This window comes from Asanoa sp. NPDC050611 (assembly GCF_040654855.1).
GTDB lineage: Bacteria > Actinomycetota > Actinomycetes > Mycobacteriales > Micromonosporaceae > Asanoa.
Genome location: NZ_JBFAIU010000220.1, coordinates 1 through 12,839, shown reverse-complemented (window position 1 = coordinate 12,839; position 12,839 = coordinate 1). Strand labels below are relative to the sequence as shown.

Below are 12,839 nucleotides of genomic sequence, written 5' to 3'. Positions count from 1 at the left end.
CGTGATCGACGCGCTGCGGGCCCGCGGGCTGCAGCCGGGCCGCGACGTCTCGGTGGTCGGCTTCGACGACATCCCGGAGGCGGCCGCGGAGAACCTGACGACGATCAGCCAGCCGGCCGCCGAGCGGGGACGCCGCTCCGGCGAACTTCTCATCGACCCACCCATCGACCCGACCGACCGCACCGTGGTCCTGCCGACCAGCCTGGTCGTCCGCGCGACGACCGGCCCGGCACCATCCTGAAAGGAGCACCACCATGATCGAGCTCGTCGGCTTCGTGACGGCCATGAACCACACGCTGGAGGAGGCCTACTCGGCCCGCCCGGACGCGCCGGTCGTCCCAACGCGAGAACGCGTACAGGGCCGGGGTGACCCGTTCCGCCGCGGCACCGCGGTGCTGCTGCGCCGCATCGCCGACCGGGTGGAGCCCCGCCGGACCCGCCCGTGCTCAACCGCGGCCGTCTGACCGCATAGGCGCCCACGGCCCCGGTGTGGGACAACCCGCTCCGGGCCGTGCGGCCTGGTGGGCGGCGAGCCGCTCGGGCCTTACGGCCTGGTATGGGGCGACCCGCACCGAGCCGGTGTTCGCGCCGAACTAGATCGGTTCAGACTCGCGGCGCGCCGGAGCTTCCGGTGCGCCGCGCTGCGCGGCGACGACCACCGGCTCGCGGTGTTCCGGCTCCTCGTCGAGCATCGTGGCCTCGTCGAAGGGGTCCTCGCCCCGCAGGACCGCGTGGGCGCGGTCCTTGTCCAACTCGCCCGACCACTGGCCCACGAGGAACGTGGCCACCGCGTTGCCCGCGAAGTTGGTCAGGGCGCGGGCCTCCGACATGAAGCGGTCGATGCCCACGATCAGGCCGACGCCGTCGACCAGGTCCGGGCGGTGTGACTGCAGGCCGCCGGCCAGGGTCGCCAGGCCCGCGCCGGTCACGCCCGCCGCGCCCTTCGAGGCGATGATCATGAAGAGCAGCAGGCCGATCTGCTCGCCGACCGCGAGCGGCTTGTTCAGGGCGTCCGCGACGAAGATCGAGGCCATCGTCAGGTAGATCGCCGTGCCGTCCAGGTTGAACGAGTAGCCCGTCGGGACCGTGATGCCGACGACCGTGCGGGACACCCCGACGTGCTCCATCTTCGCGATCAGCCGCGGCAGCGCCGACTCCGACGACGACGTCGAGAGGATCAGCAGGAACTCGCGGCCGAGATAGCGCAGCACGGAGAAGATGTTGAGGCCCGTCACCAGCTTCAGCAGGAGGCCGAGCACGACGAACACGAAGATCAGGCAGGTCAGGTAGAAGCCGAGCATGATCTGCAGCAACCCGGCCAGGGCCTTCCAGCCCGTCTCGCCGACCACCGCGGCGATGGCGCCGAACGCGCCGATCGGCGCCACCCACATGATCATGGCGAGCACCCGGAACACCAGGCGCTGCAGGTAGCCGACCGCGCGCAGGACCGGTTCGCCCGTCGCGCCCATGGCCTGGATCGCGAAGCCGACCAGCAGGGCGACCAGCAGCGTCTGCAGCACCTGCGAGCTGGTCAGCGCCGAGAACAGCGTCGTCGGGATGATGCCGAGCAGGAAGTCGACCGTACCCTCGGATTCGGACGTGTCCGGGGCTTCACCACCGCTGAGGTCCAGGCCGCTGCCGGGGTGCAGGACGTTGCCGACGACCAGGCCGATCGCCAGCGCGACCGTCGACATCAGCAGGAAGTAGCCGAGCGCCAGCCCGCCCACCTTGCCCACCTTGGCCGCCTGCCGCACCGACCCGATGCCGAGCACGATCGTGCAGAAGATGATCGGGCTGATCATCATCTTGATCAGGTTGACGAAGCCGGTGCCGAGCGGTTTCAGCGACTCGCCGACCCCCGGCGCCACGATCCCGACGAAGATGCCCGCCAGGACGGCGACGATCACGGCCAGATAGAGGTACGCGGTGCGGTCGCGCCGCGGGCGGTCGCCGCCCGTGGTCGCCTCGGCAGTCGACATGTGTCTCTTCATGCCCAGCCGACGGCGTTCCACACGCGACAGTTCGGTCCAGGCCGAACCGCGGCACGGCCTCGGCCGGAAAATGTTGGCCGAGGCCGGCGAAAGGACGGCTAGTGGTCGTCGCGGGCGGCGTCCTCGGCGCGCTTGCGCTCCGCGCGGGACTCCGCCAGGTCGAGGGCGAGCACGCCGGCCAGGATCAGCAGGTCGTTCTGCCCGGGCGCGATGTCGACCGCGTACGTGTCGCGGATCGTGAACCACTTCTTCGAGACCTGCGCGACCCGCGACCCGCCCAGCTCGACCTCGTACTCGTGGTCGAGCAGGTCGCCCTTCATCTCCAGGTCGTCCGGGCCCGGCACGTCGATCGTGTACTTGTCGCGGAACGGCGTGAACAGCTTCTTGCGCATCTCGGCCGCCTCCTGGCCGCCGATGCTGATCGCGTACGTCGGGCGCAGCGCGATCAGCTTGCGGTGCACCGCCGCCACCTCGCGCCCGGACGGGTCCTCGATGACCAGCTTGTCGCGCAGGCTGAGCACCTTGCCGTCCACGTGGAACACCTTGTTGCCCGAGTCGTCGGTGATGTCGAAGTCGTCGCCGATGTCGAAGATCTTCTCGCGGATGAGGTACATGACCCCATCCTCGCGCATCAGTCGCCGGCCAGCAGGTCCTCGAACGACGTGCGCAGTGCGAACGGGTCCTCGACGGCGGCCGGCTCGCGGCGGGCCACCTCGGCGGCCAGCTCGGCCGCGCCGCGCCGCGACCGCTTGTCGAGCCGTTCGACGGCCTCCTCGCCGGCCCAGTCCTCGGCCGCGGCGAAGACACCGGTCGGCACCACGATTGAGCGGGTGTACGCGAACAGCGGCCGCAACGCGTGGTCCAGCGCGAGCGAGTGCCGCGCCGTGCCGCCGGTCGCGCCGATCAGCACCGGCTTGCCGGCCAGCGAGCCGTCCGGCAGGAGGTCCACGAAGGACTTGAACAGGCCGCTGTACGAGGCGGTGAAGATGGGCGAGACGGCGACCAGGCCGTCGGCCGCGGCCACCGTCTCCACCACCTTGGCGAACGCGCTGGCCGGGAAGCCGGTCAGCAGGTTGTCGACGATCTCGTGGGCATGGTCCCGGAGCTCGATCACCTCGATCTTCGGGGTGACGCCGAGCCGGGTCAGCTCCTCGCCGGTCGCGGCCGCCAGCTTGTCGGCCAGCAGCCGCGACGACGACGGTTGCCGCAACCCGCCGGACACCACGGCGATGGTGCGTTGCGTCATGCCACGACCTCGGGAGAAGCCGCGGCGGCGGCGGCCGCCACGAGCGACGCGTGGGTCGGCGCCTCCGGCACGTCGGCCGGCCGGTTCTTGGCGAACTCCTTGCGCAGCACGGGCACGACCTCCTCGCCCAGCAGGTCGAGCTGCTCGAGCACGACCTTCAGCGGCAGGCCGGCGTGGTCCATCAGGAACAGCTGGCGCTGGTAGTCGCCGACGTAGTCGCGGAAGCCGAGCGTGCGGTCGATCACCTGCTGCGGGCTGCCGACGGTCAACGGCGTCTCGCGGGTGAAGTCCTCCAGCGACGGGCCGTGGCCGTACACCGGTGCGTTGTCGAAGTAAGGACGGAACTCGCGTACCGCGTCCTGACTGTTCCTGCGCATGAAGACCTGCCCGCCGAGGCCGACGATGGCCTGGTCCGGGCTGCCGTGGTAGTGCCCGAACCGCTCGCGGTAGAGGCCGACCATGCGCTGGGTGTGCTCCTTGGGCCAGAAGATGTGGTTCGCGAAGAAACCGTCACCGTAGTAGGCGGCCTGCTCGGCGATCTCCGGGCTGCGGATCGAGCCGTGCCAGACGAACGGGGGCACACCGTCGAGCGGGCGGGGCGTCGAGGTGAAGGACTGCAACGGCGTGCGGAACCGCCCCTTCCAGTCGACGACCTCCTCGCGCCACAGCTTGTGCAGCAGCGAGTAGTTCTCGATGGCCAGCGGGATGCCGTTGCGGATGTCCTGCCCGAACCACGGGTAGACCGGGCCGGTGTTGCCACGGCCCATCATCAGGTCGACCCGGCCGTCGGCCAGGTGCTGCAGCATCGCGTAGTCCTCGGCGATCTTCACCGGGTCGTTGGTGGTGATCAGCGTGGTGGCGGTGGAGAGCAGCAGCTTCTCCGTGCGCGCCGCGATGTAGCCCAGCATGGTGGTCGGCGAGGACGGCACGAACGGCGGGTTGTGGTGCTCACCCGTCGCGAAGACGTCCAGACCGACCTCCTCGGCCTTGAGCGCGATGGTGACCATGGCCTTGATCCGGTCACCCTCGCTGGGGGTTGTGCCCTTGGTCGGGTCCGGCGTCACGTCGCCGACGGTGAAGATCCCGAACTGCATCTCAAAACACCTCACTTCGTTCAGCCACCGTCAACTTATTTGACGCCGCAACTATTCCGCGGAGCTTAACGGAGAGGTCCGTCACCCTCGTCGTCAGGACCGGCGACCACGTGGATCGCGGCTTCCTCGGCGCTGGCACCACCGGCGTCGATCCCGGCGTCCCACGCTACCGAGTCCGCCTCGACGTCCTCACCGAATCCCTGGTCGTCCTCGACCAGCCGGCCGGCCCGGGGGTCCTCCTCGTAGCCGCGGCGGCTGATCTCGTCCTCGTCGTCCGCCGGGTCCGCGTACGGGTCGACGTCGGGCTCCTCCTCCGCCAGCAACTGCTCGAGCGACTCGCCCTGGCGCTCCTCGGCCGCGGTGGTGCCGAACCGGTTGGCGCCGCTCCACCGGTCGGCGGGCGCGATGCCGACGTCCAGCGGGTCGGCCACGCGGTCGTCGTCGAGCGTGTCGGACGCGTCGAGCACCCCGTCGTCCTCGACTATCTCGAAATCGCGATCTTGGCTCATGTTCCCCTCACTTAACTCGGTCGGGTGCAAGCCTAGGACCCGCCTCGAAAGCCGCCGCTCCGGTGCGGGTCGGTCGGCTAGCCTTCCCCGGTGGTCCGTGCGATACGTCCGGCTTTGCGAGCCGTACCCCGTTTGGTGTGGTTGATCCTTGTCCTACATCTCGCGGTGGTCCTCGGCCAGACGGCGATCTTCCCGAACTTCCGCTCGCCGGACGAGCGGCAGCACGTCGACCTGATCGTCGCGGTCGCGCAGGGCCGGGCGTGGCCGTGGCCGGATCCCGGGACGCTGGCGGTGACGGAGGGCAGCGGCGCCGGGGGTTTCACGCGGTCGAACCGGATCGGCGGACCGCTGCACCTCGCGGACGAGCCGATCCCGCCGCGCGGCGACCGCCCGTCGTTCGCGTCCGCCGGCGGGGCCGCGCACGCGGCCAGGGTGCCGGCGAACCAGCTGATCCAGCACCCGCCGCTGTACTACGTCCTCGGTGCCGGGGCGCTCGCGCTCGTGCCGGGCTGGGACCGGATCCCGTTCGACCTGGCCTTCCTGGCGCTGCGGTGGTGGAACGTGCTGTTCGCGGTGGCGTTGCCGCTGCTGCTGTGGGCGGTGGCGCGGCGGCTGCGGCTGCCCGAACCTTTGCCGGTGGCGGCCGCCCTGATTCCGGTCGGGATACCGGAGTTGACGCACACGGAGTCGGCGGTCAACAACGACAACCTGCTGGTGCTGCTGTTCGCGGTGCTGACGCTGCTGCTGGTGCGGGTGCTGACCGGCGACACGCGGCGGCGGACCGCGCTGGTCATCGGGGCGGTCGGCTCACTCGCGCTGCTCACCAAGGGATTCGCGCTGCTGGTCCCGATCTGGATCTTCGTGGCGTACGCGGCGGTGGTGTTCCGGCGCCGGAACCGCTGGCGGACGGCGGCGGTGTCGCTCGGCGTGGCCTGGCTGGCCTGCCTGCCCGGGCTGGCCTGGTGGATCCACAACCGCATCGTGTACGGGTCGGTGCAGCCACACGGCCGCTTCACGTCGATGCCGGACCTGACGCCGCACTACTCGTTCGCCGACGGCGGGGTGCTCTGGCTGCTCCGGTTCGTGGAACGGATGAACACGCTGTTCTTCGTGCACGACCAGACGGGGGCGCAACGGCACCACTGGCCGTGGAAGCTCGCCCTGCTGGCCGGCGTGCTGGTGGTCGCGGGCATCGTGTCGACGCTGCTGATGCGGGCGCTGCCGCACCCCACCACGCTGGTGCTGCTCCTGCCGACGGCGGGGCTGCTGGCCATCGTGGCCAAGGGCTCCTACGAGCAGTTCGCGGCCAGCCAGACCTACGCCGCGATGCAGGGCCGCTACCTGTACGGCGGCCTGATCGGGGTGGCGGTCGTCGCCCTGGCGGCGACGGCCCGGCTACCGGACCGCTGGCGCCGCCGTGTCCCGCTGGCCGTCCTGGGGTTCGCGCTGCTGACGCAGGTGGTTTACGTGGGCTACACGGTGGACCTCTTCTGGACACCGGCGAACGGCGACCGCACCGCGGTGCCCGGCGCCATCGCGGCCTGGTACGCCCTGCCGCCGGCGATCCTGATCCTGCTGCTGGCCATGGTGGTGGTCGCCGTCACGGCGACGCTGGCGGGAACGATCAGCCTGGCCGGCCGCCCGACGACCATGCCCACCCCACGGACCGGGCCGACCACCCCGGAACAGCGACCGACCCCGGCCGAGCCGGCCCTTCAGGACCAGCCGGCGCCCTCCGAGCAGCCGGCGCCCTCCGACCAGCCGGCGCCCTCCGACCAGCCGGCGCCCTCCGACCAGCCGGCGCCCGCCGACCAGCCGGCCGCCCCGTCCGAACCGGACCGGGTACCGGCCTAGGGACCCGTGCGGGGTGGCGGTGACCCGTCGCGGGCCTGGCTTGCCTGGCGGGAGCGGCGGTCGTGACCGCCGCGGACCCGAGCCAGGATGAGGTTCATGCGGTCGCGGCGCGTTCGGCGGCCGTGACCGCGTTGCGGAACAGCATCGCGACCGTCGTCGGCCCGACGCCGCCCAGCCGCGGCGTGATCGCGCCCGCGACCTCCGCGCAGGACTCGTCGACGTCCGGGAGGAGTCGGCGGCCCTCGTAGCGGACACCGCCGCCGATCACCGTCGCGCCCGGACGGACGTGTTCCGGCTGGATGATGCCCGGCACGCCGGCCGCGGCGACCAGGATCTCGGCCCGCTTCGTGTAGCGCGGCCAGTCCTGGACTCCAGTGTGGACGACCGTGACCGCCGCGTTGGCCGTCGGGCGCTTCTGCGCGAGCAGCATCGCCAGCGGGCGGCCCAGCGTGGCACCGCGGCCCAGGATGACCACCTCGCGGCCCGCCACCGGGATGTCGTAGAACGCCAGCAGCGCCTCGATGCCCGCCGGCGTGCAGGGCAGCGGGCCCGGCAGGCCCAGCGCGAGCCGGCCCATGTTGACCGGGTGCATGCCGTCGACGTCCTTGTCGGGGTCCATCACGGCCAGCGCCTTGTCGTAGTCCAGATGGCCCGGCACCGGGTGCTGCACCAGCAGGCCGTGCACGGCCGGGTCGGAGCTGAACTCCGCGATCACCCGCTCCAGCTCGTCCTGGGTCGTGTCGGCGCCCAGGTGCGCGTGCGGCGAGACGAAGCCGAGGTCGGCGGCCTGGCGCTGCTTGATGCGGATGTAGCCGGCGCTCGCGTCGTCGTCACCCACCAGGATGGTCGCGAGCGCGGGCGTGACGCCCTTGTCCTTGAGGACGCGTACGCGGTCGGAGACGTCGGCCAGGATGCTCTCGGCAACCGGGCCGCCGGGCAGCAGGCGCGCGGACATAGTTATCCCCCCTCGGCCGCGGGCACCCAGGCGGTCGATCCCCGCGGGCGGGCTCCCCGATGGTCGTTGCCATCCTCGTTGCCGCCAGTCGCGCTCGCTTCAAGCATGCCAGATGGGCATTTCGTTACACCCGGTCGAGGGTGGCGCGGAGCACAGCGACCGCCGGGGCGATCTCGCCGTCGGCCAGGTTGCCGTAGCCGAGCACCAGGACCGGCGTCGGTGTGACCGGGGGCACGGCGCGGTAGTCGTCGAGCGCCACCAGGCTCAGGCCGGCCCGGGCGGCGCGGCGGACCACGGCGGGCGTGTCGGTGCCGTCCGGCAACCTGAGCAGCACGTGCAGGCCGGCCGCCGTGCCGTCGAGCGTGCCCTCCGGGATCGTCCGGCGGAGGGCGGCCAGGAGCAGGTCGCGCCGGCGCCGGAAGCGGCGGCGGGCGGCCCGGAGGTGGGCGTCGTACCAGCCGCGGTCCACGAACGTGGCCAGCGCGAGCTGGTCGAGCACCGGCGGCGCGGCGGTCACCGGGTCGGCGGCCGCGGTCAGCACGCCGGGCGCGAGCAGCCAGCCCAGCCCGAGCGCGGGGGAGAGGGTCTTGCTCACGGAGCCGAGCAGCGCCACGCGACCCGGGTCCAGGCCCTGCATCGCGGCGATCGGGCGGCGGTCGTAGCGGAACTCGGCGTCGTAGTCGTCCTCGACAACGAAGCCGTCGACCGCGCGGGCCCAGCGCAGCAGCGCCGCCCGTCGCGCCGGCGCGAGCACCGCGCCGCTGGGGAACTGGTGCGCGGCGCCGACCACGACGGCGCGGACGCCCTCGAGCGCGTCGACCCGCAGGCCGTCCCGATCGACCGGCACCGGGCGCACCGACAGGCCCGCGCCGGCGACCGCGGCCGCCAGCCGGGGCCAGCCGGGCTCCTCGACGCCCACCGCGTCGACGCCGAGCCGGCGCAGCGCCCGCGCCACCCGGGCCACGCCGTCGGTGATGCCCGCGCAGATGGTCACCGTGTCCGGGGTGGCCACGGCGCCGCGCGAGCGCCGGAGGTAGTCGGCGATGGTCCCGCGGGCGACCCGGTGGCCGCGCGGGTCCGGCAGGCCCAGGTCGGCGACCGAGACCGCGCGGGTGACGGCGGCCACGCTCTCGGCCCAGCGGCGGCGGGGGAAGGCCCGCACGTCGGGCAGGCCGGGTGCCAGGTCGTACCGCGGTGTCGGGGCGGGCGTCCGCGGCCTCGGCGGGCGGCTGTGGACGTGATCGTCCGGTGCCCAGGCCACCCGGGTCGCCGAACCGACGCGGGCGGCCAGGTATCCCTCGGTGACCAGCTGGCCGTACGCCTCCGTGACCACCCAGCGTGAGCAGCCGAGCTCTTCCGCGAGGGCCCGGCTCGGCGGCACGGCCGCACCGGTCGCCAGCCGACCCGAACGGATCGCCGTGCGCAGCGCCCGGGCCAGCCGCTGGTGCGCGGGGTCACCGGTGTCGGCGAGGTCGAGCAGCGTCGCCCACGCCAGATTGGTCTGGGAATCCATCACAAGATTGGAGCGTACGGCCTGACCGATCGTCACTAGCGTCGATGCCATGATGGATCAGCTGGTACTCGGCGCGATGATGTTCGGCACGACCACCGACGAGCAGCGGGCGTTCGCGATCCTCGACCGCTTCGTCGACGCGGGCGGCTCCTGGATCGACACGGCCAACTGCTACGCCTTCTGGGCCGACCCGAGCGGCTTCGGCGGGCAGAGCGAGGCCCTGCTCGGCCGCTGGCTGGCCCGCCGGCCGGGGATGCGCGACCGGGTCCGGATCTCGACGAAGGTCGGTTGCGAGCCGCTCGAGGCCGGGCGCTATCCCGAGACGGCCGAGGGGCTCGGGGCGCAGACGATCAAGAACGCGATCGAGGGGAGCCTGCGCCGGCTCGGCACCGACCGGGTCGAGATGTACTGGGCGCACAAGGACACCCGGCGCACGCCGGTCGAGGAGACCGTGGCGGCGTTCGGTGAGCTGGTGGATGCCGGGCTGGTGGGGCGGCTGGGCTGCTCCAACTTCGCGGCGTGGCGGCTCGAACGGTCGCGCCGGGCGGCGGCCGACGCCGGTGTGGCGCCCTACACCGCGGTGCAGCAGCACGTGACCTACCTGCGGCCGCGGCCGGACACCCGCCCGTCGGTCGTGCACCGGTTCGGGACCTTCAGCGACGAGCTGCGCTCCTATGTGGAGAGCCACGAGGACATCGACATCTGGTCCTACACCCCGCTGTTGTCCGGTTCCTACACCCGCGCGGACAAGCCGTTGGCTCCGGACTACGACCACCCGGGCACCGTCAGTCGGCTGGCCGCGCTGGACACCGTGGCCGCCGAGACCGGCACGACCCGCAACCACGTCGTGCTGGCCTGGCTGACCGATGGCTGCCCGAAGGTGATGCCCATCGTGGGTCCGAGCTCGGTGGCCCAGCTCGACGAGGCGATCGCCGCGATGTCCCTGACGCTGACCGCGGCGCAACGGTCCCTTCTGGACGCTGCCGGCTAGGACGGGCCCTAGACGTGCCGGACGGCCGGCGCGAGCGTCACGGCCAACGGGGTGGTGGGATGGCCGATCAGCCGGGCGAGCGTGCCCGGGGTGTCGGCCAGCCCGCCGGCCGCGATGCCCTCGTCGACCTTCGCCGACGTGGCCCTGGTCGGGTGCCGAACTCACTTGCTCGTCAGGGCGGGGTAGACGGGTTTCGTCTCCGCCTTGTCGGCCGGGAACACCTGCTTGACCTCGCCGCCCTGCACCTGCATGAGGATCGGCGTGGCGTTCTCGTTCTCACCGGTCGGGCCGAACTTGATCGGGCCGTTGCCGGCGATCAGGGTCGGCACGGAGCCGCCGGCGATCGCGTCGCGCACCTTGGCCGGCTCGGCGCTGCCGGCCCGCTCCAGCGCGTCGGCGATGACCTTGACAGCGTCGTACGCCAGCACCGCACCGGTCCGGATCTGGTCGTTGTACTTCTCCGTGTAGAGCTTCGCCAGCGCCTGCATGTCGGGATTGGTCATGTCGGCGTGGTAGTTCGCGTCGAAGAAGCCCTCGGCGGCCGCGCCGACCTCCTTGGGGAACTGCGGCAGGTCGAACGCGCCGTTGGCCACGCCGAAGACGGCGTTCAGCGTCGGCTTGATCGTGCTGACCGCCTTGGCGACCAGCACGCCGTCGCGGTAGTAGCCGGCCACCATGAGCACGTCGGCCCCGCTGGCCTTGACCTGGGTGACCTGGGTGGTCAGGTCCGAGACGCTGGCCGCGTCGTAGGCGATGGCCGGGCCGACCTCGATGCCGGCCTTCGCGGCCTCGGCCTTGAACGCGTCGCGCACGGCGGTGCCGAACGGGCCCTGCTCGTGCAGCACGGCGACCTTCTTGGCGGGCTTGCCCGCCGCCTTGGCCACCTGGTCGAGGAACTGCGCGCCGGCGGTGCCGAGCACCGTGGAGCTGGGCTGCACCCGGAACGTGTACTTGTAGCCCTGCGCCAGGATCGAGTCGGCGCTGGAGACGTCGATGACGAACGGGACCTTGTTGCGTTCGGACACGGTGGACACGTTGGCGCTGACCGCGCTCTGGTAGGTGCCGACGAGGCCGACGGCGCCTTCCTGGATCAGCCGCTGGGCCTCACTCTGGCCGACCTCGGGCTTGCCCTGGGTGTCGGCGCTGACCAGCTCGAGCTTCTTGCCGCCCTGCGACTTGATGCCGCCGGCGTTGTTGATGGCCTCGACGGCCAGCTTGGCTCCGTTGTCCATCTGCTGTCCGTCGGCCGCGGACGAGCCGCTCAACGGGTGGAGGGAACCGATCTTTATGGTGCCGCCGGACTGCCCGCCGCCGCCGTTGCTGGTGCCGGCCGGTGCGGAGCCGCCGCACGCGGCAAGGGCCAGCGGCACGGCTAAGGCAAGGCTCAGGGTCCAGGTCTTCCTCATGTCAGCTCCTGGGGGTGAGTGTTCCGCCGCACGGAACATCGCATGAGGCCTGATGCTGGCACTGCCCGTACGACGGGTCAAGACTCGGGCTCGAATCTTTCTGCAATGCAGGCCAATCGCGATTTGCAGGGTTGACCGTCGGCCGAGTCGGTGCTGGAATCGTGTTCCGCTGACGGAAACGCCGTACTGAGGGATGTGGACGTGGCAGAGAGTCAGGGCACCGAGGCCGCCACCCGCGTGGCCGACGTCCTCCTCTTGTTCACCGACGGGCCGGACTTCCTGGGGGTGACCGCCATCGCGCGCAGCCTCGACCTGTCGAAGGCCGTGGTGCACCGGATCCTGCAGACCCTCGTCGAACGCCGGCTGCTGGTCAGCGACCCGGCCAGCCGCGGTTACCAGCTCGGCCCGGCGGCCGCGGCGCTCGGCGCCCGGGCCCTGCGCGAGTCGCAGCTGCGCACGGTCGCCATGCCGGTGCTGCGGGAGCTGCAGCTGGCCACCGGCGAGACGACCACCGTCTCGGCGCGCGTGCACGGCGGCCGGGTCTATCTCGACCAGGTGGAGTCCACTCGGGAGATCAAGATGACCGTCGAGGTGGGACGCCGGTACCCGCTGCACGCCGGCAGCTCCAGCACCTGCATCCTCGCGTTCCTGCCGGACGCCGAGCGCGAAGCGGTGCTCGCCGGCGCGCTCCAGCCCCTGACCAACCGCACGGTGACCGACCACGACCTGCTCCGCGAGCGGCTCGACGAGATCCGCAAGACCGGCATCGCGGGCTCCGACGGCGAGCGGCAGGAGGGCGCCGGCTCGGTCGCCGCGCCCGTGTTCGGCATCGACGGCGAGGTCGTCGGCGCGATCTCGGTCTGCGGCCCGGCCCACCGGGTGGACGCCGCCGCCCGCGAGCGCTTCGGCCCTGCGGTCGGCGCGGCGGCCGACCGCATCTCCCGTGCGCTCGGCTGGTCCGGCGGGTTGCCCGCGTGACCCCACGGTCCTGGCTCTACGTGCCCGGGCACCGCGCCGACCGGGTGGTCAAGGCGTTGTCCTCCGGCGCGGACGCGGTCGTCGTCGACCTCGAGGACGCGGTGCCGCCGGACCAGAAGACGGCGGCGCGGGAGACGGCGGTCCGGCTCGCCGGGTCAGCGGACCGTCCATTGTGGGTACGCGTCAACGATCCCACCGGACCGTGGGGCGAGGCCGACCTCGACGCGCTGGCCGGCCGGGACCTGGCCGGCCTGCGCGTGCCATGTCACCCGTAACGAACAGGTCCAGCGCCCGTGGGTCGT

Annotated in this window: 14 protein-coding genes; 6 read left to right on the top strand and 8 right to left on the bottom strand. The window is 72.1% G+C overall.

Going from position 1 to position 12,839, the window contains the following annotated elements:
• On the top strand, positions 1–241 hold a 241-nt coding region (locus AB0H87_RS27885), incomplete at its 5' end, for a substrate-binding domain-containing protein (RefSeq protein ID WP_360151785.1).
• Between the two features lie 13 nt (positions 242–254).
• Complete coding sequence (locus tag AB0H87_RS27880) at positions 255–464, top strand: hypothetical protein (protein ID WP_360151782.1); 210 nt, start codon at positions 255–257, stop codon at positions 462–464.
• A 129-nt stretch (positions 465–593) separates the two neighbouring features.
• Here AB0H87_RS27880 and AB0H87_RS27875 read toward each other — a convergent pair whose 3' ends face one another.
• The 5 genes from AB0H87_RS27875 to AB0H87_RS27855 all read right to left on the bottom strand — a co-directional run bounded on the left by AB0H87_RS27875 (position 594) and on the right by AB0H87_RS27855 (position 4,840).
• Positions 594–1,979: a cation:dicarboxylase symporter family transporter gene (locus AB0H87_RS27875; protein WP_360151779.1), complete on the bottom strand. Its 1,386-nt coding sequence runs from the start codon at positions 1,977–1,979 to the stop codon at positions 594–596.
• 110 nt (positions 1,980–2,089) lie between these two features.
• The gene (locus AB0H87_RS27870; protein WP_360151776.1) at positions 2,090–2,605 is read right to left on the bottom strand and encodes an LURP-one-related family protein; all 516 of its coding nucleotides are present in this window, start codon (positions 2,603–2,605) and stop codon (positions 2,090–2,092) included.
• A gap of 17 nt (positions 2,606–2,622) precedes the next feature.
• Entirely contained in the window at positions 2,623–3,237 is a 615-nt protein-coding gene (locus tag AB0H87_RS27865; protein WP_360151773.1) for an FMN reductase, read from the bottom strand.
• Positions 3,234–4,331, bottom strand: a complete 1,098-nt coding sequence (locus AB0H87_RS27860; RefSeq protein ID WP_360151770.1) for an LLM class flavin-dependent oxidoreductase — start codon at positions 4,329–4,331, stop codon at positions 3,234–3,236. The genes AB0H87_RS27865 and AB0H87_RS27860 overlap by 4 nt, the downstream gene beginning before the upstream one ends.
• Positions 4,332–4,396: 65 nt before the next feature.
• Positions 4,397–4,840 carry a DUF5709 domain-containing protein gene (locus AB0H87_RS27855; RefSeq protein WP_360151767.1) on the bottom strand — a complete coding sequence of 148 codons (444 nt, stop codon included), beginning with the start codon at positions 4,838–4,840 and terminating at the stop codon, positions 4,397–4,399.
• A gap of 141 nt (positions 4,841–4,981) precedes the next feature.
• Between AB0H87_RS27855 and AB0H87_RS27850 the strand changes: the two genes are divergently transcribed.
• Entirely contained in the window at positions 4,982–6,694 is a 1,713-nt protein-coding gene (locus tag AB0H87_RS27850; RefSeq protein ID WP_360151764.1) for a glycosyltransferase family 39 protein, read from the top strand.
• A 94-nt stretch (positions 6,695–6,788) separates the two neighbouring features.
• Here AB0H87_RS27850 and AB0H87_RS27845 read toward each other — a convergent pair whose 3' ends face one another.
• Together AB0H87_RS27845 and AB0H87_RS27840 are read right to left on the bottom strand one after the other, a co-directional pair.
• Positions 6,789–7,649 (bottom strand): tetrahydrofolate dehydrogenase/cyclohydrolase catalytic domain-containing protein, encoded by an 861-nt coding sequence (locus AB0H87_RS27845; RefSeq protein ID WP_360151761.1) that lies wholly within the window; start codon positions 7,647–7,649, stop codon positions 6,789–6,791.
• Between the two features lie 124 nt (positions 7,650–7,773).
• The gene (locus AB0H87_RS27840; protein ID WP_360151758.1) at positions 7,774–9,162 is read right to left on the bottom strand and encodes a PLP-dependent aminotransferase family protein; all 1,389 of its coding nucleotides are present in this window, start codon (positions 9,160–9,162) and stop codon (positions 7,774–7,776) included.
• A 49-nt stretch (positions 9,163–9,211) separates the two neighbouring features.
• On the opposite strand from AB0H87_RS27840, the gene AB0H87_RS27835 reads away from it, so the two are divergent.
• Positions 9,212–10,153 (top strand): aldo/keto reductase, encoded by a 942-nt coding sequence (locus tag AB0H87_RS27835; RefSeq protein ID WP_360151755.1) that lies wholly within the window; start codon positions 9,212–9,214, stop codon positions 10,151–10,153.
• Between the two features lie 161 nt (positions 10,154–10,314).
• Here AB0H87_RS27835 and AB0H87_RS27830 read toward each other — a convergent pair whose 3' ends face one another.
• Positions 10,315–11,559: an ABC transporter substrate-binding protein gene (locus AB0H87_RS27830; RefSeq protein ID WP_360151752.1), complete on the bottom strand. Its 1,245-nt coding sequence runs from the start codon at positions 11,557–11,559 to the stop codon at positions 10,315–10,317.
• A gap of 201 nt (positions 11,560–11,760) precedes the next feature.
• Here AB0H87_RS27830 and AB0H87_RS27825 point away from each other — a divergent pair, with 201 nt between their 5' ends.
• Positions 11,761–12,537: an IclR family transcriptional regulator gene (locus tag AB0H87_RS27825; RefSeq protein WP_360151749.1), complete on the top strand. Its 777-nt coding sequence runs from the start codon at positions 11,761–11,763 to the stop codon at positions 12,535–12,537.
• Complete coding sequence (locus AB0H87_RS27820) at positions 12,534–12,812, top strand: aldolase/citrate lyase family protein (RefSeq protein WP_360151746.1); 279 nt, start codon at positions 12,534–12,536, stop codon at positions 12,810–12,812. Before AB0H87_RS27825 ends, AB0H87_RS27820 begins: the two co-directional genes overlap by 4 nt.
• Positions 12,813–12,839 lie beyond the last annotated feature (27 nt).

Bases quoted from the DNA above. Each gene is read 5' to 3' on its own strand.
- AB0H87_RS27880 (WP_360151782.1), top strand. From the start codon at position 255: ATGATCGAGCTCGTCGGCTTCGTGACGGCCATGAACCACACGCTGGAG.
- AB0H87_RS27875 (WP_360151779.1), bottom strand. From the start codon at position 1,979: ATGTCGACTGCCGAGGCGACCACGGGCGGCGACCGCCCGCGGCGCGAC.
- AB0H87_RS27870 (WP_360151776.1), bottom strand. From the start codon at position 2,605: ATGTACCTCATCCGCGAGAAGATCTTCGACATCGGCGACGACTTCGAC.
- AB0H87_RS27865 (WP_360151773.1), bottom strand. From the start codon at position 3,237: ATGACGCAACGCACCATCGCCGTGGTGTCCGGCGGGTTGCGGCAACCG.
- AB0H87_RS27860 (WP_360151770.1), bottom strand. From the start codon at position 4,331: ATGCAGTTCGGGATCTTCACCGTCGGCGACGTGACGCCGGACCCGACC.
- AB0H87_RS27855 (WP_360151767.1), bottom strand. From the start codon at position 4,840: ATGAGCCAAGATCGCGATTTCGAGATAGTCGAGGACGACGGGGTGCTC.
- AB0H87_RS27845 (WP_360151761.1), bottom strand. From the start codon at position 7,649: ATGTCCGCGCGCCTGCTGCCCGGCGGCCCGGTTGCCGAGAGCATCCTG.
- AB0H87_RS27840 (WP_360151758.1), bottom strand. From the start codon at position 9,162: ATGGATTCCCAGACCAATCTGGCGTGGGCGACGCTGCTCGACCTCGCC.
- AB0H87_RS27835 (WP_360151755.1), top strand. From the start codon at position 9,212: ATGATGGATCAGCTGGTACTCGGCGCGATGATGTTCGGCACGACCACC.
- AB0H87_RS27830 (WP_360151752.1), bottom strand. From the start codon at position 11,559: ATGAGGAAGACCTGGACCCTGAGCCTTGCCTTAGCCGTGCCGCTGGCC.